This is a genomic window from Mesonia mobilis DSM 19841 (genome assembly GCF_000423405.1).
In the GTDB taxonomy this organism is placed as follows: Bacteria; Bacteroidota; Bacteroidia; order Flavobacteriales; family Flavobacteriaceae; genus Mesonia; species Mesonia mobilis.
Window position 1 is genome coordinate 368,660 of sequence record NZ_AUHX01000001.1, and the last position, 22,529, is coordinate 391,188.

The 22,529-nt window shown below is 36.2% G+C and carries 17 protein-coding genes; 6 read left to right on the forward strand and 11 right to left on the reverse strand.

The annotated features are described in order from the left end of the window. Nucleotides 1-142 precede the first annotated feature (142 nt). Together G551_RS0101645 and aroC are read right to left on the reverse strand one after the other, a co-directional pair. Nucleotides 143-1,447: a dicarboxylate/amino acid:cation symporter gene (locus G551_RS0101645; protein WP_027883929.1), complete on the reverse strand. Its 1,305-nt coding sequence runs from the start codon at nt 1,445-1,447 to the stop codon at nt 143-145. Between the two features lie 9 nt (nt 1,448-1,456). Continuing rightward, on the reverse strand, nt 1,457-2,518 hold the full coding sequence (aroC, locus tag G551_RS0101650; RefSeq protein ID WP_027883930.1) for a chorismate synthase: 1,062 nt from the start codon (nt 2,516-2,518) through the stop codon (nt 1,457-1,459). A 178-nt stretch (nt 2,519-2,696) separates the two neighbouring features. On the opposite strand from aroC, the gene G551_RS0101655 reads away from it, so the two are divergent. Together G551_RS0101655 and G551_RS0101660 are read left to right on the forward strand one after the other, a co-directional pair. Then, complete coding sequence (locus G551_RS0101655; RefSeq protein ID WP_027883931.1) at nt 2,697-3,527, forward strand: UDP-2,3-diacylglucosamine diphosphatase; 831 nt, start codon at nt 2,697-2,699, stop codon at nt 3,525-3,527. Nucleotides 3,528-3,562: 35 nt separating this feature from the next. Next, nucleotides 3,563-4,402 (forward strand): hypothetical protein, encoded by an 840-nt coding sequence (locus G551_RS0101660; RefSeq protein ID WP_027883932.1) that lies wholly within the window; start codon nt 3,563-3,565, stop codon nt 4,400-4,402. Between the two features lie 8 nt (nt 4,403-4,410). Here G551_RS0101660 and G551_RS0101665 read toward each other — a convergent pair whose 3' ends face one another. After that, the gene (locus G551_RS0101665) at nt 4,411-7,329 is read right to left on the reverse strand and encodes an FAD-binding and (Fe-S)-binding domain-containing protein (RefSeq protein ID WP_027883933.1); all 2,919 of its coding nucleotides are present in this window, start codon (nt 7,327-7,329) and stop codon (nt 4,411-4,413) included. 153 nt (nt 7,330-7,482) lie between these two features. Here G551_RS0101665 and G551_RS0101670 point away from each other — a divergent pair, with 153 nt between their 5' ends. Beyond that, entirely contained in the window at nt 7,483-7,986 is a 504-nt protein-coding gene (locus tag G551_RS0101670) for a hypothetical protein (protein ID WP_027883934.1), read from the forward strand. Between the two features lie 73 nt (nt 7,987-8,059). Here the strand turns inward: G551_RS0101670 and bshA are convergent, their stop codons facing one another. The 8 genes from bshA to G551_RS0101710 all read right to left on the reverse strand — a co-directional run bounded on the left by bshA (nt 8,060) and on the right by G551_RS0101710 (nt 17,518). Beyond that, complete coding sequence (bshA, locus tag G551_RS0101675; protein WP_027883935.1) at nt 8,060-9,190, reverse strand: N-acetyl-alpha-D-glucosaminyl L-malate synthase BshA; 1,131 nt, start codon at nt 9,188-9,190, stop codon at nt 8,060-8,062. 102 nt (nt 9,191-9,292) lie between these two features. After that, nucleotides 9,293-12,211: a glycoside hydrolase family 3 N-terminal domain-containing protein gene (locus tag G551_RS0101680; RefSeq protein WP_027883936.1), complete on the reverse strand. Its 2,919-nt coding sequence runs from the start codon at nt 12,209-12,211 to the stop codon at nt 9,293-9,295. Between the two features lie 65 nt (nt 12,212-12,276). Then, on the reverse strand, nt 12,277-12,759 hold the full coding sequence (locus tag G551_RS0101685) for a hypothetical protein (protein ID WP_027883937.1): 483 nt from the start codon (nt 12,757-12,759) through the stop codon (nt 12,277-12,279). A 25-nt stretch (nt 12,760-12,784) separates the two neighbouring features. Further along, nucleotides 12,785-13,576 (reverse strand): (Fe-S)-binding protein, encoded by a 792-nt coding sequence (locus G551_RS0101690; RefSeq protein ID WP_027883938.1) that lies wholly within the window; start codon nt 13,574-13,576, stop codon nt 12,785-12,787. 25 nt (nt 13,577-13,601) lie between these two features. Beyond that, nucleotides 13,602-14,042, reverse strand: a complete 441-nt coding sequence (locus tag G551_RS0101695) for an LNS2 domain-containing protein (protein WP_036243085.1) — start codon at nt 14,040-14,042, stop codon at nt 13,602-13,604. A gap of 6 nt (nt 14,043-14,048) precedes the next feature. Continuing rightward, a complete protein-coding gene (locus tag G551_RS0101700) occupies nt 14,049-15,392 on the reverse strand; it encodes a (Fe-S)-binding protein (RefSeq protein ID WP_027883940.1) in 1,344 nt (447 codons plus the stop codon). Nucleotides 15,393-15,397: 5 nt separating this feature from the next. Further along, complete coding sequence (locus tag G551_RS0101705; RefSeq protein ID WP_027883941.1) at nt 15,398-16,345, reverse strand: MlaD family protein; 948 nt, start codon at nt 16,343-16,345, stop codon at nt 15,398-15,400. 54 nt (nt 16,346-16,399) lie between these two features. Further along, nucleotides 16,400-17,518 carry an N-acetylmuramoyl-L-alanine amidase family protein gene (locus G551_RS0101710; RefSeq protein ID WP_027883942.1) on the reverse strand — a complete coding sequence of 373 codons (1,119 nt, stop codon included), beginning with the start codon at nt 17,516-17,518 and terminating at the stop codon, nt 16,400-16,402. Nucleotides 17,519-17,651: 133 nt separating this feature from the next. Here G551_RS0101710 and G551_RS0101715 point away from each other — a divergent pair, with 133 nt between their 5' ends. The 3 genes from G551_RS0101715 to G551_RS0101725 are packed head-to-tail and all read left to right on the forward strand — an operon-like array spanning nt 17,652 to nt 22,528. Then, nucleotides 17,652-20,360: a putative LPS assembly protein LptD gene (locus G551_RS0101715; protein ID WP_027883943.1), complete on the forward strand. Its 2,709-nt coding sequence runs from the start codon at nt 17,652-17,654 to the stop codon at nt 20,358-20,360. 10 nt (nt 20,361-20,370) lie between these two features. Next, entirely contained in the window at nt 20,371-20,757 is a 387-nt protein-coding gene (locus G551_RS0101720; RefSeq protein ID WP_027883944.1) for a RidA family protein, read from the forward strand. 43 nt (nt 20,758-20,800) lie between these two features. Further along, entirely contained in the window at nt 20,801-22,528 is a 1,728-nt protein-coding gene (locus G551_RS0101725; protein WP_027883945.1) for a sodium:solute symporter family protein, read from the forward strand. Nucleotide 22,529: the final 1 nt, after the last annotated feature.

The following is a 22,529-nucleotide window of genomic DNA, read 5'->3' on the forward strand; positions in this document are numbered from 1 at the left end:
ATTGTCACATCGAGCAGAGTCGAGATGTTTCATATGATTTTTCTAAAGATAACAACTCCTAACATTAGAAAAAAATTAAAAAAAACTCATAAAGATGTGACCCTGAATCAAGTTCAGGGTGACGTTCTTATTGATAATTGAATTACTTTTTATAATTATCGTTCCAGTTTTTTACTAAGGGAACTTCGCGAAGTTTACCGACAGATTTTGCCACTAACATTGAAACCGAAGCATCTCCGGTAACATTTACCGTGGTTCTACACATATCTAAGGGTCGATCGATCGCAAAGATCAAGGCCAATCCCGCTTCCGGAATTCCGGCTTGTGCCAATACAATGACCAACATTACCATTCCTGCTCCGGGAACCGCTGCAGAACCGATCGAAGCTAAGGTTGCGGTAGCAATAATTCCCAACTGTGTTCCAAAATCTAAGTCCATTCCAAAAGCTTGGGCAATAAATACCGCAGCAACGGCTTGGTAAAGACTAGTACCATCCATATTGATCGTGGCACCAATCGGTAATACAAAACTTGAAACTTCTTTTTCGACACCTAAATGCTCTTCTACTCGTTCCATTGTCACCGGTAATGTCGCTGCACTTGAACTCGTAGAAAAAGCTAACAATTGTGCAGGAGAAATACCGTTAATAAAAAATGAAGGAGTTTTTTTGGTAAACACCCAAACCAATAATGTATAAACCCCGATCATTAATAACAAACCTCCAATAACACACAAGGCGTACATTCCTAAGGCGGCAAATAAATCGGCGCTTGGTGCTTCTACTACTAATGCCGCTAGAAGCGCAAACACTCCAAACGGAGCGGTAAGCATGATGATATCGATCATCTTTAAGATGACTTCATTAAAACCATCAAAAAACTTTTTTACCGGTTCTGCCTGTTCTTCAGGAATTAAAATGAGTCCGATTCCGAAGAAAATCGCAAAGAATATTACCTGTAACATATTGGCATTACTTCCTGCTGCGCCTACAATGTTACTCGGCACAATATCAACTAAGGCTTGTAAAGGTCCGGCTTCTTTTTGTTTTTCAGCATCTTGGCGTTTTAATTCGGCATCACCACCATAACTTTCAACTAATTCAGCTCGTGTTTCTTCTGTGATGGTAGAACCCGGTTTTATTAAATTCACGACGACTAAGCCGATAGAAACAGCGATGATCGTGGTGAGTATATAAGTTCCAATGGTTCGGAAACCCATTTTAGAAAGCTGAGAAATATCTTTTAAATCGGAAACTCCTTTAATTAACGAAGCTAATATTAACGGAACTGCAATTAATTTAAGGGCGTTAATAAAGATGGTTCCAAAAGGTTTGATCCAATCTTCAATAAAATCTGCTCCCCAAGAAAAGTTGGTCATAATGAGGGCAAAAACTACCCCTAACGCCATTCCTAATAATATTTGCCAATGTAATGCGAGTTTCTTCATCTATATTATTTATGCTTTTGTTGTTCTGTTGATTAATAAAAAATCGGCGATCACTAGTGCTGCCATCGCTTCTACGATGGGTACAGCTCTAGGAACGACGCAAGGATCGTGACGACCTTTACCTTCCATTTCTACTTTTTCACCTTGGCTATTAATGGTTTCCTGTTTTTGCATCAAGGTAGCCACCGGTTTAAAAGCTACTTTAAAATGAATATCCATTCCGTTAGAAATTCCGCCTTGTACGCCACCGCTAAAATTGGTTTTGGTACTTCCGTCTTCATTAAAATGGTCGTTATGTTCACTACCTCTCATTTGAGCGCCTTCAAAACCACTTCCGTATTCAAACCCTTTTACTGCATTAATCGACAGCATGGCTTTCCCTAATTGAGCGTGAAGTTTATCAAAAACCGGTTCTCCCAATCCTACAGGAACATTTTTAATCACGCAAGAAACGACACCACCAACGGTATCTCCTTCTTTTCGAATCTGTTTGATATAGGTTTCCATTTCCGAAGCTTTTTCAGCATTCGGGCAACGAACAGGATTTTTTTCAATTTCAGCAAAATCGATAGCATCGGTTTCTTCTAGTTGAATTTTCCCTACGGAAGAAACATAGGCCTGAAACTGAATAGATGTTAAGAATTGTTTCGCAACGGCTCCTGCCACTACTCGGCAAGCTGTTTCGCGAGCAGAACTTCTTCCTCCGCCGCGATAATCACGGTTTCCGTATTTTTGATCGTAGGTATAATCGGCGTGACTTGGTCGGTAAACATCTTTAATATGCCCATAATCTTTAGATTTTTGATTGGTGTTTTCAATGACGAAACCAATCGAAGTTCCGGTAGTTTTACCCTCAAAAATTCCTGATAAAAATTCTACGGTATCCGGTTCTTTTCGTTGAGTAACGATTCTAGATTGTCCAGGTTTACGTCTATTTAATTCATTTTGAATGGCTTCCAGATCGATTTCAACGCCAGACGGACAGCCATCAATAATTCCTCCGATCGCTTTTCCGTGAGATTCACCAAAAGTGGTTACTTTAAATATTGTTCCGAAGGAATTTCCTGCCATAGTGTGATTTTCAACAAATGTAAATTTTTCAAAAGAAATTTAAAAGTTTCGAGGACATTCAATTAATTTAATATTCAAGATTAAAGTGTAATAATTAATTCAACATTGCTTAATATGTAATTAATATAATTCTCTTTCATCTTTTATTTCTTTGTTGGCAAGAAAAGATGCTATACGAGTGAAAAAGAGAAAGGTTGATTTAGTAGTAATTTCAGATGTGCATTTGGGGACTTTTGGTTGCCACGCGAAAGAGTTACTTCTTTATTTAAATAGCATTAAGCCCAAAAAACTAATCCTAAACGGAGATATTGTTGATATTTGGCAGTTTAGAAAGCGTTACTTTCCAAAATCTCATCTAGAGGTCATTAAAAAAATTATCGACCTGTCTGCTAAAGGTACCGAAGTTACTTACATTACCGGTAATCATGACGATTTACTTCGGAAGTTTACAGATGTAGAAATGGGCAGAATTTCGCTGGTCGATAAATTGGTTTTAGAACTCGATGGTAAAAAAGCTTGGTTTTTTCACGGTGATGTTTTCGATGCTTCTATCCAAAATGCTCGGTGGTTGGCAAAGCTTGGCGGTTGGGGTTATGATATTCTTATTCTTATCAATCGTTTTGTGAATTGGTGCTTAACGCGTATGCATCGGGAGAAATTTTCACTCTCTAAAAAAATAAAAAACGGAGTCAAAAAGGCTGTTAAACATATTCAAGATTTTGAGCAAGTAGCATCGGACCTTGCCATAGAAAATGAATATAAATATGTGGTTTGCGGACATATACATCAACCGCAAATGGTTCGAAAAGTCAACAAATTCGGGACTTGTCTTTATTTAAATTCGGGAGATTGGGTTGAAAATTTAACTTCGCTAGAATACCATAAAGGTCGCTGGGATTTAAAACACTTCAACAAAGAAGAGTATGAACCCGAAGTTAGTGAAGAACAAGATTTTAAAGAAATGCAAAACTTGGTTGCCGCAATTACTATCACTTCGAAAAATCGATAAAAAATAAATAGTATATTTGTTGCAAAACCCAAGCAATGAAGAAATTTAGATTATTTTTCCTTTTAATTTTAGTAACTACATTGGTTAGTTGCTCTAGTGATGACAGCAGTAACGATACTGAAGAAGTGGTTTCTAATCATTTCCCTTTAACCGTAGGAAATTCTTGGACCTATAATAATGAAACAGCTTATGAAGATGGGACTTTCGATAATTCTCAAGAAACGATAAGTGTTGCTTCAAGTAATGAAGCTCAAGGTGTAACTTATTATAGCCTAACATCGAATCTGCCTCCTTTACAGCAAGGTTTTGTGACCGGAATACTTACTAATGGTGAATTAACCGCTGCAGACAATCAATTAATTTATAATGGCGAATTATCGATTAACCTATCTGAAATGGGTATTCCCGATGCTGAAAATTTAACGATACCGTTAGTTAATGTAATTATGTTTGATGCAGATGCGAATACAGGGAATACATTAACTGCAGATTTAGATAACAGTTTTACACAGTCAATCCCTGTTCAAGGAACAGACATTCCCTTTACTTTTGAATATGATTTAGAAACTTTTCAAGGAGATTTTCTCGAAAGCTATACGACAAATGAAATGAGTTTTGAAGATGTTTTTAGCGCTGATATTATTGTAACTATAGAGATTAATGCAAATTTTTCAGGAATCACTATTCCGGTTTTAGATAGTCAAGAAGCTATACAAATAACCAATTACTATGCAGATAATGTAGGAATGATCTACAGTGAAACTGCTATAAATTATAATTTTGAAGCTATCAATTTACCAACTGTTCCAGAAATACCTGATTACAGTGTAAATTATTCACAAACAATTGAATCATATACTATTGTTGAAGAATAATTAAAGTTTTACTTTAATAAGAAATCTTTTAAAATGCTTACCGGATGGTGAGCATTTTTTTGTGTCCCGTCTTTAATTTGATGCCGGCAACTTGTACCGTTAGCTACGATAATGGTATTCTTTTCTGCTTTTCTCACTGCCGGAAAAAGTGTTTGCTCTCCAATTTGCATACTGATCTCGTAATGCTGCTTTTCATAACCAAAACTACCGGCCATCCCACAACAACCAGACGGAATAATGGTCACCTTAAAATTTTCAGGTAAGTTCAATAAGTCAAAAGTATGTTTTACGTTAGACATTGCTTTTTGATGACAATGTGCGTGAATTTTAATGTTTTTCTTTTCACTGCTGAATTGTGCTGAAGTAATTTTTCCTTTTTCTATTTCTGCGGAAAGAAATTCTTCAATTAAAAACGTCTTTCTCGCTAATGCGGAAGCTTCTTCCCTATCTTCAGCTAAACGCAAATATTCATCCCGAAAAGATAAAATAGCGGAAGGTTCGATCCCGATCAACGGAATTTCTTCAGAAACTATATCTTTAAAAACTTCAATATTCTTATTTGCTAATACTTTCGCTTCTTCCAGAAAACCTTTAGAAATATAGCTTCTGCCACTTTCTTCGTGAGCAACGACTTTTACTTCATAACCTAAACCTACCAATAATTCGATTGCATCGATCCCAATATTGGTATCAAGTAAATTGGTAAATTCATCTATAAATAAATAAACTTGCCCTATTTTTTTCTGCGGAATTAATTGAATCTTTCCTGTATCAATTAACTGTCGTAAACTCTTTTTAGCCACTTTTGGTAACGAACGTTCTGGAGCGACACCTATCATTTTTTTGATAATTCCGCTAGAAATTTTATGGGTAAATAAGCTATTGGTGATTCCTGAAAATTTAGCACCGAATAGATTAGCTTTATTATTATTCGCAAAGAGTTTATTTCTAAAACTGAATCCGTTTTCTTTTTGATATTGGTATAAAAACTCTGCTTTATACGTTGCCATATCTACATTCGACGGGCATTCGCTTTTACAACCTTTACAACTAATGCATAAATCGAGTACTTCTTTAATTTCTTGATGATTAAATTTATTGGGTCGATCACTTTGCGTTAAAAACTCTCGAAGCACATTAGCACGACCACGCGTAGTGTCTTTTTCATTTTTGGTGGCGCGATAGCTTGGGCACATCGTTCCGCCGGCTTCCACACTTTTTCGGCAATCTCCAGTTCCGTTACATTTTTCAATGGCTCTAAGGATTCCGTTTGAATCTGAAAAATCCTGAAAAGTAGTAATTTCAGGTTCTTGCCGATCGGGTTGGTAACGCAATGAAGTTTCCATCGGAGCTGCAAAAACAATTTTACCGGGATTAAAAATATGTTGCGGATCAAAAATTTTCTTCACTTCTACAAAAAGCTGGTAATTCTTTTTGCCCACCATTTCTTCAATAAATTCTGCTCGCACTCTTCCATCACCGTGTTCCCCACTTAATGACCCATTATATTTCTTCACTAATTGGGCTACTGCATGAGTAATTTCTTTAAAAAGTTTTACGTCTTTACTCACTTTTAAATTCAAGATGGGTCGCAAATGCAATTCTCCCGCACCGGCGTGTGCATAATAAACAGCTCGCTGTCCGAAGTTTTTCATGATCGCCGTAAACTCGTTGATGTAATTGGCCAAATGCGGAATACTTACCGCCGTGTCTTCAATACAAGCAACAGCTTTTTCATCGCCATCCATATTACCCAGCAAACCGAGTCCGGCTTTTCGAAGCTCGATCGCCATTTCGATATGTTCTCCGGTTAATACAGGATTTGCATAGCTTTTTGTATGTTCTTCTAATGCATTTAAAAGCGCTTGTAACTGAACTTCTAAATCTTTTTGATGATGATCGCGTACTTCTAGCATTAAAATCGCTTGCGGATCTTCTGCTATAAAAAAACGATTGTCTTTATATTTTAAATTGTTTTTCGTGCAATCTAAAATGGTTTTATCCATCATTTCACAAGTGAATAATGAACGTGCCATCACTGGTTCTACGGCTGCCAAACAATCTTCAATCGACTTAAAATGTGCAGCGACCAAAGCAGAATGTTTGGGAGGTAAATCGTCTAATTGTAAGGTGAGTTCTGTGGTAAAAGCTAAAGTCCCTTCGCTTCCGGCTAATAGTTTACAGATATTTAATTTTCCGGTAGCTTCAGAAAAAACTTCTGTAGTAATTAATTCGTCGATCGCATAACCGGTGTTTCTGCGGTGAATATCTCCCTTAGGAAATTGCCGATGTATTTCTTCCTGAACTTCTTTCGGCTTCAATAATTCATAAAGTTCCCGATAAATATATCCTTCTAAATCCTGTTGTATGCATTTCTTTTGAAATTCTTCCAGAGTAATAGCTTCAAAAGTAACTTCACTCCCATCAGAAAGTAAACATTTCATCGCGATAATTTTATCACGGGTAACTCCGTATTTAATTGAAGTGGTTCCGCTAGAATTGTTACCGGCCATACCGCCAATCATACAGCGATTAGAAGTGGATGTATTAGGAGCGAAAAACAAGCTGAAAGGTTCGAGATATCTATTTAGATCATCTCGAATAACGCCAGGCTGAAGTCTAACTGTTTTTTCTTTTTCATTTAAATGAAGAATTTCGGTAAAGTTCTTAGAAATATCGACCACGATCCCATCACCCACACATTGCCCGGCTAACGAAGTCCCCGCTGCTCTCGGAATTAAACTCGTGTTATGCTTTGATGCAAAATTAATGAGCTGTTGAAGATCTTCTGTTGTTTTGGGTAAAGCGACCGCTAACGGAAGTTCTCGATATACAGAAGCATCGGTAGCGTAAAGAGCTTTCAGCAACGCATCACTATAGAATTCTCCCTGAAGGTTTTTGGCTAAATCTTGAAGTTTCTCTTTCAAAAGAATTTTTTACTAAAGTACAATTTTACAAATTATTGTGTTGGTTTGTTAATTTAACTTTTGTTAAGTAAGATTAACAAACTTTTGGCGAAGCCCCTATTTACGGCAGATTCCAAAGGATATATATTTGTTTTAGAAACAAAAAAGCAAATTATGAAAAAGTTATTTTTTACTTCTATTTTTATAGTAGGAACGTTTTTTACCATGCAGGCACAAGAAATTGCAGACAATGCTTTAGGGCTTCGTTTGGGTGGCGCTAATGGTGTTGGAGCTGAAATTTCTTACCAAAGAAAAGTGGGAACCGATAATAATCGTTTAGAATTTGATTTAGGTTGGCGTAACGATTCTCATTTCGACTTGGTTAAAACAACCGCTTTATACCAATGGGTTTGGAATATTGAAGGTGGTTTTAATTGGTATGCCGGCGCCGGTGCTGGTTTAGGGATCGTAGATGATAACCACGATCACCACCCAGAAAATCACGGTCACGATGATGGAGCATTTTTATATGTTGCCGGAAATGTGGGAATAGAATATAGTTTTGATATCCCTTTACAGGTTTTTGCCGATTTAAGACCGGAAATTGGTTTTTCTGACTATGAAGTAATTGATGATTTTGTTCCGGATTTTGCCATTGGAGTGAGGTATCAATTTTAAGCTGAAAGAGTATTATAAATAAAAAGTCCGACTAAGATTTAGTCGGACTTTTTTATTTTTCTGAAATGACATTCTATTTTACAGGCTGTAAAGCTTTTTCGTAAACTTTTTCATAAAGAGGAACAATAGCATTAATATCGAATTTAGAAGCCATTTCTTTTGCGTTATTTTTAAACTGTTGAAGCGTTTCTTTATCTTTTAAAATCGCTAAAGCATTTTTAGCCATATGTTCTACATCACCCACTTCGCTTAAATAACCCGAGAAACCATCTTTATTTACTTCCGGCAAACCACCGGCGTTTGAAGAAATTACAGGAACACCGTTAATCATCGCTTCTAAAGCTGCCAACCCAAAACTTTCGGTTTCTGAAGGCAATAAAAATAAGTCTGAAAAACAAAGAATTTTATTGATCTCGTTACTTTCCCCTAAAAACATCACACGTTTAGCAATCCCTAATTCATTCACTAATTGTTTTGCGGTAGAAACTTCAGGACCTTCACCAACCATAATGAGTTTGGCTTTCATTTCTTTTTGAATTTTATAGAAAATCTTTACCACATCGTCGATACGCTTCACTTTTCTAAAGTTACTAATGTGCGTGACAATTTTTTCATCATCTTCTGCCATTAAACCACGTTGACATTCGGTAAACGGATTATCGCGTTTAGATATATCGATAAAATTAGGGATGACCTGAATTTCATTTTTAATATCGAAAAACTTCAGCGTATCATCTTTTAAACTTTGAGAAACTGAAGTCACCACATCACTTTTATTAATGCTAAAGGTTACCGCCGGTTTATAAAAAGGATGGTTTCCTACTAAAGTAATATCGGTCCCGTGCAGAGTAGTAACCATCGGGATATCGATACCTTCTTCTCGTAACATTTTTTTAGCCATATAACCTGCATACGCATGTGGAATTGCATAATGCACGTGCAATAGATCGATGCCATAAAGCTTAATCGTATCTACTAATTTGCTTGAAAGTGCTAATTCGTAAGGTTGATAATGAAATAGAGGATATTCCGGTACATTTACTTCGTGGTAATAAATATTTGAAGAAAGCTGCTCGAGCCTCACCGGTTGTTTATATGTAATAAAATGTATCTCATGTCCTCTTTTTGAAAGTGCCATTCCCAGCTCGGTAGCTACTACTCCACTTCCGCCAAAGGTAGGATAACATACAATCCCTATTTTCATGTGTCTTAGTTTAAAACGCTTGTTAACATTTGTCGCAATTCAATACTCAAAATTACGGTTTTATGGTTTTAAATAAGCTGAAATTTAAATGAAGATGAAATTTTAATACATAATCGATTCATAAATAAGCTCTTGAATCTTGGTTCTTATGTCTTCTGAAATTAATTTTCGATTAGAAGCAAACGGATATGTACGATTCGACAAGAAAATATAAACGACTTCTTCTTCAGGATCTGCCCAGGCAAAAGTTCCTGTAAAACCACTATGCCCAAAGCTTGTCATTGAAACGCAACCACAAGTAGGACCAACTTCATCTAACTGCGGTTTATCGAAACCAACGCCTCTTCTTACTTCTTTATCACAATAATAACAGGTGTTAAACTTATCGATCGTTTCTGGCTTAAAATATTTTACGCCACCGTAACGACCTTTATTTAAATACATCTGCATCATTTTTGCAACATCATTAGCATTACTAAAAATACCGGCGTGACCACCAACACCACCAAACATCGCTGCGCCTTGGTCGTGTACCGTCCCTTGTATTTTATTAAAGCGCCAATAATCATCAACTTCGGTTGGAGCAATTTGATCGAGCGGATATTTTTCTGTTGGTAAATAACCTAAATAATTGGCTCCTAAATGTTCATAAAAATGCTGTTGCGTTAATTCGCTTAGCGGTCGCTCGTAATAATATTCAATAAATCTTTTTAATAAATAATACGGAAGGTCACTGTATTTATATTCTTTTTTTGTTCGAAGATCACTGTCTATAATTTGCTGATAAATAGAATCTTGGTAATCTTTACGCATATAAAACTTCTCACTTACAGGAACGTTGAATAAATCTGAAGCTTCTGAACGATAATACTTAGCTGAAGCGTGAGTGCGATCTTCAGCAAGTGTTTCTGTATAAAAAGGGATCCAAGCTTTTAATTGCGCATAATGACTCAACATTTCCTTGAGTGTTATATTAGCTTTATTAGATCCTTTTGTTTCGGGTAGAATTTCTTTTAGTTTAGTATCTAAACCAATTTTTTCAATTTCTTCTAACTCCATTACTAACGGTAAGGTTGCCATAATTTTTGTTAGAGAAGCTAAGTCGTAAATCGTAGAATCGGTTACCGGTAATTCTTTTTCATAAGTATGGTATCCAAAATTTTTCTGATAAATTACTTTACCTCTTCTAGCTACCAACATTTGTACTCCCGGCGTCATTTCTTCATCTACCGCTAATTGCGCCAACGAATCAATTTTATGCAATTTTGCTGAATTAATCCCAACGCTCTCAGGCATTCCGTAAGCCAAGCGATGTAAGTTTTGCGTCGTAAATTTTGTACCTACCGGAAAATTTTCACCTAAACTTACCGGTAATTTACCAATGGCAGGAAGTGCTCCAAAAATAACTTGTGCGGTTTTTTCTTGAGCAATCTGACTATTTTGATAACCTAAGACAATTCCGTCTAAATTGGTAGTCGACTTGATATCCAACACCGCGTAGGGTCGAGCAAAAACACTTAAAATAGTAGTATTTTTTCTAGCGATCTCGTGTAACCAAACCAACTCGTTATCACTAAACTGGTACGATGCCCAAGGCGAACTATTCGATTTATGATAACCAACAATGACTAAGTTATAAGCTTCTAGTTTGGTGAGTAAATCATTTAAATGTTCAGCTTTTACGTGGTCGACTTTTGTATATTTTTTTAATTGCTGAAGAAAAGAGGTTTCTGTTAAACTATCTCCTAAATTCACATAAGCAACTTTTTGTTTTTGTAAATCTCGCACCGGTAAAACGCCCTTGTTATTTTTAATAACGGTGATGGCATTTTCCATTAATTCTTCATACAAAAGATCGTTATGAAGGCTGTTTAGATCTTCAATTAAATAGTTAGTATCTACCGGTTGGTAGTTATTGAGGCCTACTTTATATTTTGCAGACAGAATTTTTTTAACCGATTTTGCTAAGCGTTCTTCAGAAATTTCGTTTGCTAAATAGGCTTGCTTGATTTTTTCTGCAGCTTTGGGAACATCTTCAGAAATCAATAAAATATCATTTCCTGCTTGAAAGGCTGCCAAATCGATTTCACCGGGTTCATCATAATCGGCAACGCCACGCATATTTAAAGCATCGGTAAATACTAAACCTTTATAATTTAATTTTTCCTGAAGTAAATCGGTCACAATTGGTTTTGATAATGAAGAAGGAAAGTTTACTCTCGATTCTAAGGCCGGAACATTTAAATGACCGATCATTATGCTAGAAACATCTTCAGCAATCATTCGCTTAAACGGATAAAGTTCTAAACTGTCTAAACGTTCTTTTGAAAAATCTAAACTCGGTAAGGATTTATGCGAATCGACATCGGTATCGCCGTGACCGGGAAAATGCTTTGCTGAAGATAAAACACCTTCACTATGCATACCTTGCATAAAAGCGATGGCTTTTTCGGTTACATTTATTTTGTTTTCACCAAAAGATCGATTTCCAATAATTGGATTGTCTGGATTGTTATTTACATCGGCTACCGGGGCAAAATTTATATGAACGCCTAATCGTTTACAATGCTTAGCAATTTGAGCTCCCGTTTTTTTAATGAGTCGATTATCTTCTATCGCACCCAAAGTCATATTCCAAGGAAATGCATAGGTCGAGTCTAAACGCATGGCTAATCCCCATTCTGCATCCATCCCGATTAATAAGGGAACATTTGCGAGTTCTTGATATTCGTTATTGAGTTTGGCTTGACGTATAGGTCCGCCTTTCGAAAATATAATTCCGCCAATATAATTTTCTTTGATAAGTTCTTTGATCTTATCTGTTTCTGCCTTGCTTTTACTCGAAAAAATATCGACCATAAACAACTGACCGATTTTCTGGTCTAAATTCATGGCTTGATACGTACTATCTACCCAAGCTTTTTGAACGCGGAAATCTTCTGTTTTTAAAGGATGACTTTCTTGAGCGAAAATACCTAAACTGACTATAAAAAATAGATAAGAAAAAAGTTTGACTTTCATTTATATATACAAGGTTTTATCTTGATTACTCAAGAATAACGCCATAAAACAGAAAAAAATTATGATTAAAGAAAACGATTATGCCAACTATCTTTAAGCGGCACTTCCCAATCGTGGGTAAATTCTCCTTTAGTGTTTACTAAGTTATTAAAAACAATGGTATTAGCAGATACAGATTTGTTTTTTACCAACTTTTTAAAGTCGGCTAAATCTTTATGCGCTACAAATTCTCCTTGTTTAAAAGTAACGTTCATTTTATCTAATAAATTAAGGTTGTATTTTTTCTCCAACGACTGGATGAAATGAACACTAGCATCGATAGAACAACCACTGGCCGCTGTAATTTCTTGATCTAAACCAAAAACAATAAAGCGGTTATAAGGCATTTGATAGCCTGCTTTTAAGCTTGAACCATGCGCCGTCCAAGCAGTGAGGAAATTTTCTATTTCGGGTTGTACTTCTTTTAACTCTTCTTCGGTAAAAGGTCTGTTGGCTTGATATATCCAGATTCTTGCTTCTGAAGGTAAGTCTTTAAAATCAATCAGCATATTCGGTATTCTTCAACATTAAAATTTATAAATCGTCTGCGTCGGCTATCATTTCAGCAACATCCATTACTTCAATTTGGCCTTCTTTGTCTTTGCCTTTAACGCCATCGGTCATCATCGTATTACAAAACGGGCAACCGGCTGCAATTACTTCCGGTTTGGTTTCGATAGCTTGCTCGGTACGTAAGATGTTAACGTCTTTATTTCCTTTTTCAGGTTCTTTAAACATTTGTCCGCCACCGGCTCCGCAACAAAGTCCGTTAGATTTGCATTTACGCATTTCAACTAATTCAACTTCTAGTTTTCTTAGTAGATCTCGCGGTGCTTCATATTCGTTATTGGCTCTTCCTAGATAACACGGATCGTGAAAGGTAATTCGTTTTCCTTTAAATTTTCCACCTTCAACTTTTAAGCGTCCTTCTTCTAAAAGGCTTTTTAAAAATTGTGTGTGGTGCATGACCTGGTAATTTCCGCCTAATTCGGGATATTCATTTTTTATGGTATTAAAGCAGTGCGGACAAGCAGTTACGATTTTTTCAATCTCATAGCCGTTTAATACTTCAATATTTGTAACCGCTTGCATCTGAAAAAGAAACTCGTTACCAGAACGTTTTGCAGGATCGCCGGTACAACTTTCTTCGGTACCTAAAACGGCAAACTCAACGCCGGCTTTGCTTAATAGTTTTACAAAAGCTTTGGTGATTTTTTTTGCGCGATCGTCGAAACTACCGGCGCAACCTACCCAAAATAAGACTTCAGGCTTTTTGCCTTCTGCCATATATTCTGCCATTGTAGGAACTTTAATTGCTTCTGCCATAAAATTTATTTTTTAGTGAAAAGAATTAATCTTTAAACACTTGAATTTTTACACTTTTTTCTACTAGATCTGTAAACTTACCTTTGTAACGTGTGGCTTTTACCAAGTGATTATCGATCCAATGATAATTACCACCTCTAGGTTTACCCATTAATAAACTGTGATATTTAAAACCACTATAGTCTAACCACTTTTCTGTGATCTCACGATGTTCTTCTGTACGAGAAGTAAAGAAGCAAATGCGATGACCTTTATCGTACCATTTATTAATGGTATGCAAAGCATCTTCGAAAGGGGCGCAAGTTTTCATACGTTCCGGCTCTTCGTTAGGAACGTCTTCTGTAATTGTACCGTCGATATCGATCAGGTAATTTTTAACCTCTTTAGGAAGAACAGGACTTATAAGTTCTCCGTTTTCTGATTTATCTTTAAGTAAATTGTCTAAGTCTTTGTTTTTGTCTTCCAAAATATTTTAATTTTCGTTTGCCCAGTTTAATCTATCCATCTGGTTGTAAGGCCAAGGTGCGCCGTTATTTTCAATATTACCCATAGCAATATTTAATTCGTTTGGTGCAGCACTTTGTTCCATCACCAAATATCTTCTCATATCTAAAATAATCGACAAGGGATCGATACCAATTGGGCACGCTTCTGTACAAGCATTACAAGTGGTACACGCCCAAAGTTCTTCGTTGGTAATATAATCGCCCAGTAATTGCTTACCGTCGTCTTTAAATTCTTTATTTTTTTCAATGTTCTTGCCAACTTCTTCTAAACGATCACGCGTATCCATCATAATTTTTCGCGGAGAAAGTTTTTTACCCGTTTGATTGGCAGGACATTCTGAAGTACAACGACCACATTCTGTACACGTATAAGAATTTAGTAATTGCACCCAGTTTAAGTCTTGTACATCGCTGGCTCCAAATTTTGCAGGTACATCATCTTCTCCTTCAGAAGCTTCTGGAGCGGCAAAAGGATCTGCATTAGGATCCATCATTAATTTTACTTCGTTGGTCACCGCTTCTAAGTTATCTACTTCTCCTTTTGGTTTTAATTTTGCGAAATAGGTATTTGGAAAAGCTAATAAGATATGGAGGTGTTTAGAGTAGTATAGGTAATTTAGAAAAAATAAGATTCCTACAATATGTAACCACCACGCGGCTCTTTCAACAATAATTAATGTAGAAACACTTAATCCGTCAATTAAAGGAACGAGAAACTGACTTATAGGAAAAGCTCCCATAATACCCGCTTCACTTGCATAATGATCGGCTCCCAACATTTGTAACTGATAATCTGCGGCATTCATTAATAAAAATAAAGCCATTAAGATCATTTCAAAGTAAAGAATGTAATTGGCATCGTTTTTTGGCCAACCTTTCATTTCGTTTGCCCAGAATCTTTTCAGCTTAATTACGTTTCTTCTAATCCAGAAAACGATCACACCTACTAATACCAATAGTGCTAAAACTTCAAAAGAAGCAATAAGTACATCGTAAGTACCTCCTAAAAATGAAAAAATTCGATGAGTACCAAAAATACCATCGATAACGATTTCTAAAACTTCAATATTTATAATAATGAAGCCTACATAAACCAAAATATGTAAAAAACCGGCGATGGGTCTTTTTACCATTTTAGATTGACCTAAAGCTACTCTTGCCATATTGGCAAAACGCTCGTTGGGTTGATCTTTTCTATCGACCGATTTCCCTAACTTGATGTATTTAATTAGCTTTTGAATGTTCTTGGTGAAGAAACCCACTCCAAAAACAAGAATGATAACAAATAGAATTTGAGAAACCAATTGCATATGATTTATTTTAATGAATCTTTTGGCGCTTCATATTCTCCTGCATTTTTACCAAATACAGAGAAATGTACATATCGCTTAGGATTTAATTTAATGTCTTGAAGTAATTCTTCTAACTGTTTGGTCGCACGATCTAAATTATCGTAAACTTTATCGTCTTTTAATAATTTACCGGCTGTTCCTTCTCCATTATTAAGTCCGTCAGCAATGCCTCTAAAATCTTTAATTACACCTTCAAACTCTCCCACTAAACGATTAACTTCTACTTTAGAAAGTGTGTCTGAAAACGAGTTTAAATTTGAAGATAACTCATCTAAATTAGTAAATGTACGATCTAATTTACCTGAGTTTTTTTGTAAAATTCCGTCTAAATTATTAGCTGCACTTTTAAACGAAGCCATGGTTTCATTTAAATTCGCAATCGAACCTTTGATGTTATCTCTAGTTTCAGGTTCTAACACCTGATTAATGCTGGTAATTAAAGAATCTGCACTTACTACCGCATTTTCAATTTTTTCTTGTAAAGGTTTTAATCGATCGTTCACTAATTCTAATAAACCTTCATCAATATCACCTACTAAGGTGTCGCCAGATTTAGCATTTTCACCTTGATAATCGGGAATAATTGCCATCGATTTACCACCAATTAAATCTCCTCCATAAATTCTGGCTTTACTATCTTTTGAAAACTGAAAGTCATTCTGAACATTCATCGTCACCAAAATTCTTCCTTTACCGTCAAGAAAATCGATATCGGTCACCGTTCCTACCTGCAAACCGTTAATTGTTACAGGAGAAGAAACTGCTAATCCTTCTACATCGTTATAAACAGCAAAGAAATTTCTGTTATTATCTAAAAGATTGTTTCCTTTTAAGAAACTATAGCCAAATACTAAGAGTACAATAGCAACAATGGCAAGTAATGCAGTTTTAACTTCGTTGGTTAATTTCAAAAGTGTAAATTTTGGTTATTAGCAAATTTAAGGATTAAAAATAGAAAAGCAGTTTTATTTCGTCTTACTTTTTAACGCCTCATTAACGCTAATCTTTTTATCTCCTTTAAAAGCAACAATATAACAATTTTTATATCCGGTCTGTTTGGCTTCGCGTTGTTTATTTTGAATAGCGATATAATCTGAAGTACTTCCGTAGTAATACTTATATAGATTCCCTTCTTTATTTCTAGAAACTCCTTCTAAACCTTTAAAATTATAAGATTTAGTTTCGATAGCTGTTGAACCGGCTGCTAATTGCACTTTAAACTTAATACCGTCATATACTTCTGAAGCTGTGGAAGCATTTTCGACCGTTTCTTGCGGGATCGGAATATTATCCACCTCTAGCGAATGCATATTGATACTATTAATATAATCTTCGATACCTTCTTGTATAGAGGCGGCGATATTCAATTTTCCTTTGTTAGAATTTAAATAAGAACCTTCTGGTTTGTAGCTTAAAAAACCAACTTCAGTGAGTACGCTTGGCATAAAGGTTTCGCGCAGTACTAAAAAACCGGCTTGTTTTACGCCGCGATCAACACGTTTTAAGGTTCCGGTATATTCTTTCTGAATAAAATCTGCCAATAAAATACTTTGGTCTAAATATTCTTCTTGCATTAGCGTCATCCCGATATACGACGAAGGATCTTTAGGATCGAAGTTACCATAAGAAACCTTATAATCATCTTCCAGATAAATTACCGAGTTCTCCTTCATCGCCACTTCTAAGTTATCTTTACTACGGTGTAAACCTAACACAAAGGTTTCTGTACCGTGCGCGTTAGAGTCATGACCATTACAATGAACACTTACAAATAGATCGGCTTCAGCTTCATTTGCAATGTCTGCTCTTTTATGTAAAGGAATAAATACATCGGTTTTACGCGTATAGATTACCTTTATGTTTTTATTTTTTTCTAACTCCTTCCCTACTTTTAAAGCAATATCTAAAGCAATGTGCTTTTCATAAAACCCATGCCAGCTATTGCCAGAATCTTTACCACCATGACCGGCGTCTAAGACTACGACAAATTGTTTGGTAGGAGGTTCATTTTTTGCCATCGAAGAAAAACCTCCTGCAAGAAATAAAAAAGTGAAAGCAATAAATAAATACTTATACGTTTTCATAATGAAATAGTTAGTGGCCAAATTTTTGATAAATTTTCAATTTTATAAAATTGTACGTTTACCTTTAAAAAATATATGTAATTTTGGGCTTTCAAAAAGCAGGCCAAACAATACAAAAATAGTACTATTAGCATTGCAACCAAACTTAAAATACATACTTTTCATTTATTTTCTACCCGTATTTTTTTTTGGTAGTTTATGGGCGCAAGAAAGAGATAGTATAACTCCTTTAGACCGAGAACTCAAGACTCCGCAACGCATACCTTACAACGATTCAATTGAAGTAAATTTTACTGAAAATGATTTAGTTGAATTAGACACTGTAAAACTCGATACAGTCAAACAAAAGAAAGAAAGCTTTCTTACCGATAATGTAACTTCAACAGCGAAAGATTACATTCGATTTGATCGAAAAAACGGAAGAGCTTACCTCTACAATCAAGGAAAAATCGTGTATGGTGATATTACCATTGAAGCCGGACTCATCATTCTTGACAATAATAAAAAAGAAGTTTACGCTTTCGGTATTCAAGACACTAGCGGAACTTACACCCAAAGGCCTGTATTTACGCAAGGTCAAAACGTAGTTGAACCCGACAGTATTCGTTTTAATTTTGAAACTGAAAAAGCCTTAGTTTACAACTCCAGAACCGATCAAGGAGCGTTTAAAGTAAAAGGTGAAGTTACCAAGCGACAAAATGATTCGGTTTATTACATGAAAAATGTAAAATTCACCACTTCTGAAGATGTCGACGATCCTGAATATTATTTCTATGCGCGAAAGATTAAAATGGTTCCCGATAAGAAGATCGTTACCGGTTTTGTAAATATGTACATCGCCGATGTGCCTACTCCACTTGGATTGCCATTTGGTTATTTTCCGTTAACCGAAGATCGTGCTTCCGGTTTTATTGTTCCGTCGTTTGGTGATAACAACCAACGAGGCTATTTTTTACAAAACGGAGGTTATTATTTTGCGGTGAACGATTATTTTGACCTGGCAACTTTAGGAAGTTATTATACAAATGGGAGTTACGATTTTCGAGTTCAGTCAAATTATAAATTGCGTTACCAGTTTAGCGGAGCTTTCAACTTTAGGTATGAAAAGCTTTTAAATAGCGAACCCGGTTTCCCAGATTTTTCAGAAAGAACTGTTTATAATGTTACTTGGACGCATTCTCAAGATGCCAACGCCAATCCGAATTCTCGTTTTTCTGCCTCGGTTAACTTAGGTAGTAGTCAATATTACCAACAAACCATTAACCAAACCAACACCGGAAACTTCTTGAACAACACCATGAATTCTTCGGTGACTTATAATAAAACCTTTCAAGGCGAACCGCAAGTTAACTTAACTGTTGGTGCAACACATACGCAAAATAGTAATACGGGAGATATTAATATGACGCTGCCAACGGTAAACGCGAGTATGTCTAGAATTTATCCGTTTGAACCAAAATCTGGGACTAAAAAAGGAGCTATTCAGAACATTAACTTTCAATATAGTGTTCGAGGAGAAAACAGGTTTAGAACAAACGATTCGGTTTTTTTTCAACCGGAAATGTTTAGAGAAGCGGTAAGCGGTATTCAACACACCATCCCAATCAACACCAACTTTAAGGTTTTTGATTATTTTAGTGTAAGTGCCGGAACTTCTTTTCAAGAAAATTGGGTGTTTAAAACCTTTGAGCGTTCTTACGATGAAAACAGACAAGAAGAGGTGATCGATACCGTAAGAGGTTTTGATGCTTATAGAACTTACAACTTCAATACAAGTGTTGGTACTACAATTTACGGTATTTTCGACTTTGGTAAAGACAAGAAAATACAAGCGATTCGTCATACCGTTCGACCTAGTGTAAGTTATACGATTAATCCAGCTTTTGATGAATTTTACGATACCTATCTCATTCCGGGAACTTCCGGTTTAGAAGATGAAATTGTAGAATATTCTAGATTTCAAGGTTCTTTATACGGAGCGCCGGGTAACCGTTATTCAAGCAGTATTGGCTTTAGTGTTACCAACGATTTTGAAGCAAAAGTACGTTCAAAAGATACTTTAGCAGAAGAACCCGAAAAGCGAAAATTACTTAGTAACCTCTCTTTTAGTTCTTCTTACGATTTGGCGGCAGATACTTTAGCGATGGCGCCTGTTCAAGTTAGAGGTACTTTACCGATAATTCCGAGTAAATTAGACATTAACTTTAATGCAGCCTTAGATCCTTACGCACTCGACAATAATAACCGAAGGATTGATGAGTGGAATATAAATAACGGCGGAAGTTTATTTAGGCTTACCCGTGGTAACGTAAGTTTTGGCTACTCTTTCTCCGACAAAGATTTTGCGACCGGTGGCGATAAAAATACCGATAAAGTAGAAAACGATACCTTTAGGCAAGGTGGTCGTACCGACGATTTATTTGGTAAAGGAATGAATTATGACGGAACTTTTGAAGATGAAGAAGAGGAAGAAAAAACCGTTGAAAATGATACCGAAAGATATAATTATAAAATTCCGTGGGATTTACGTTTATCGTACACCATGACTTACAATAACCTAAATAGGCAAAATGAAATCTCTTCGCACTCGCTTATGTTCTCGGGGAATGTAGAATTATCGCCACGTTGGTCGGTTGGGGCTTCTTCAGGTTATGATATAAAAAACCAAGGATTTACTTTTACCCAACTTCGTTTTCAGCGTGATTTAGAAAGTTGGCGCTTAAGTTTTAACTGGACACCTTTTGGTACACGAGAGTCTTGGTATTTCTTTATCGGGATCAAAGCCAGCGTCTTGAGTGATATTAAATACGATAAGAACAGAGAACGAGACAGAAACCTATAAACTTTTTAAGATGAAGAAAATTATCACCACCACTAACGCTCCTGCTCCAATTGGCCCATACAACCAAGCAGTTCTTACCGGAAATATGCTTTACACTTCCGGGCAAATCGCGATCGATCCTGAAACAAACGAATTATTTAAAGGCTCTTTAGAAGAAGAAACTCATTTGGTGATGAAAAACCTTAAAGGCATTCTTACGGAAGCCGGGTTAACGTTTGAAAACGTGATCAAAACTTCAATATTTATTAGTGATATGAATAACTTCAGTATTATTAATAAAATTTATGCTGAATATTTTAATGAAGCAACCGCTCCCGCTAGAGAAACTGTTGAAGTAGCAAATCTCCCAAAATTTGTAAATGTTGAAATTAGCGCAATTGCTGTAACAGACATTTAATCTTCAATCTTTTTATTACATTTAGCAACCAAATTAAAAGCGAATGTTGCTATCTACTCTAGACTGGCTATTTATTATAGCCTTTTTTTTAATTAGCTTAATCATAGGAATTGTTGTTGCCCGCCGCAGCGGAAAAAATGCTAAAAACTTTTTTCTTTCCGGCAGAAATATGCCGTGGTGGATTTTAGGCGTTTCGATGGTCGCCACAACTTTTGCTGCCGATACGCCGGGTCTGGTTGCCGGTATCGTTAGAAAAGACGGTGTTTTCGGGAATTGGATTTGGTGGAGCTTCTTACTCACGGGAATGCTTACCGTTTTCTTTTACGCTAAGCTTTGGCGCAAAAGTAACGTCACCACCGATTTAGAATTTTATGAACTTCGATATAGCGGTAAAAGTGCCGCATTTCTTCGGGGTTTTCGAGCATTATATTTAGGCGTGTTTTTTAATGTTGTCATTATGGCTTCTGTTTGCTTGGCAGCTATAAAAATTGGACACGTCATGTTTAATTTTTCAGCTTTAGAAACCCTAGCGATAGCTTCTGTAGTAACCGTCACTTATTCGATGTTGGGTGGTTTGCAAGGCGTTTTAATTACCGATTTTATTCAGTTTATTATTGCAATGGTTGGGAGTGTTTGGGCAAGCATTTATATTATTAATCTACCCGAAGTTGGCGGTTTAGATGCTTTACTTTCTCATCCTGAAGTGACAACTAACACCCATCTTCTCCCCGATTTTTCAAAACCCGAATTATTTATTCCGTTATTAATTATTCCGTTAGCGGTACAATGGTGGAGCGTTTGGTATCCCGGTTCTGAGCCTGGTGGCGGCGGTTATATTGCGCAGCGTATGTTGGCTGCAAAAAATGAAAAACACGCGGTAAAGGCAACTTTATTTTTCAACTTAGCACATTATGCGATTAGACCTTGGCCGTGGATTTTAATTGGTTTAGCTTCGATCGTGGTTTTTCCTGATCTGGCAAGTTTACAAACTGCCTTTCCAGATCTAGATAGTTCTTTTGTGAAAGATGATCTTTCATATTCGGCAATGCTTACCTATTTGCCACACGGTTTATTAGGGATTGTGGCTACTTCGTTGATCGCTGCGTTTATGAGTACAATTTCAACCCATTTAAATTGGGGAAGCAGTTATGTGGTGAACGATTTTTACGCTCGTTTTATAAAGCCGGAAGCTACAGAAAAACAAAAAGTACAAGTTGGTAGACTTTCAACTTTTTTAATGATGATCGCCGCAGGTTCACTCTCTTTAATTTTAGAAGAAGCCAGAGATGCGTTTAATTTATTATTACAAATTGGTGCGGGAACGGGACTGCTTTTTATTTTACGCTGGTTTTGGTTACGTATTAATCCGTATAGCGAGATTGCAGCGATGATCAGCTCTTTTGTGGTTGCGATTTTCTTTTTTGTAAATAGTAAATTAACAGAGCCTTTTATAAATTGGGAAAGCCATTGGGAATTAGTTTTCGGGGTGGTTTTTACAACCATCGTTTGGGTAGTGACAACACTAATAACGCAGCCTAGTGACCAAAAGACTTTGGAGAATTTTCAAAACCTAGTTTTTGATCAAGAAGGAAAATTTCATTATTTCAACTATAAAGTATTGGCATTTTTTGCAGGTACGGTAGGCATTTACGCCATTCTCTTCGGAACCGGTTTTTGGATCTATACTGAAATTACTTCAGCAATTATCGCGTACGTTATCGCAACAATTTGCAGTCTATTTATTTGGAAGAATTGGAATAAGATTGTTTAAC

Excerpts from the sequence above, each read along its gene's own strand:
- aroC (WP_027883930.1), bottom strand. The coding sequence starts at position 2,518 with ATGGCAGGAAATTCCTTCGGAACAATATTTAAAGTAACCACTTTTGGT.
- G551_RS0101725 (WP_027883945.1), top strand. The coding sequence starts at position 20,801 with ATGTTGCTATCTACTCTAGACTGGCTATTTATTATAGCCTTTTTTTTA.
- G551_RS0101670 (WP_027883934.1), top strand. The coding sequence starts at position 7,483 with ATGAAAAAGTTATTTTTTACTTCTATTTTTATAGTAGGAACGTTTTTT.
- G551_RS0101685 (WP_027883937.1), bottom strand. The coding sequence starts at position 12,759 with ATGCTGATTGATTTTAAAGACTTACCTTCAGAAGCAAGAATCTGGATA.
- G551_RS0101660 (WP_027883932.1), top strand. The coding sequence starts at position 3,563 with ATGAAGAAATTTAGATTATTTTTCCTTTTAATTTTAGTAACTACATTG.
- G551_RS0101680 (WP_027883936.1), bottom strand. The coding sequence starts at position 12,211 with ATGAAAGTCAAACTTTTTTCTTATCTATTTTTTATAGTCAGTTTAGGT.
- bshA (WP_027883935.1), bottom strand. The coding sequence starts at position 9,190 with ATGAAAATAGGGATTGTATGTTATCCTACCTTTGGCGGAAGTGGAGTA.
- G551_RS0101700 (WP_027883940.1), bottom strand. The coding sequence starts at position 15,392 with ATGCAATTGGTTTCTCAAATTCTATTTGTTATCATTCTTGTTTTTGGA.
- G551_RS0101720 (WP_027883944.1), top strand. The coding sequence starts at position 20,371 with ATGAAGAAAATTATCACCACCACTAACGCTCCTGCTCCAATTGGCCCA.
- G551_RS0101645 (WP_027883929.1), bottom strand. The coding sequence starts at position 1,447 with ATGAAGAAACTCGCATTACATTGGCAAATATTATTAGGAATGGCGTTA.
- G551_RS0101710 (WP_027883942.1), bottom strand. The coding sequence starts at position 17,518 with ATGAAAACGTATAAGTATTTATTTATTGCTTTCACTTTTTTATTTCTT.
- G551_RS0101690 (WP_027883938.1), bottom strand. The coding sequence starts at position 13,576 with ATGGCAGAAGCAATTAAAGTTCCTACAATGGCAGAATATATGGCAGAA.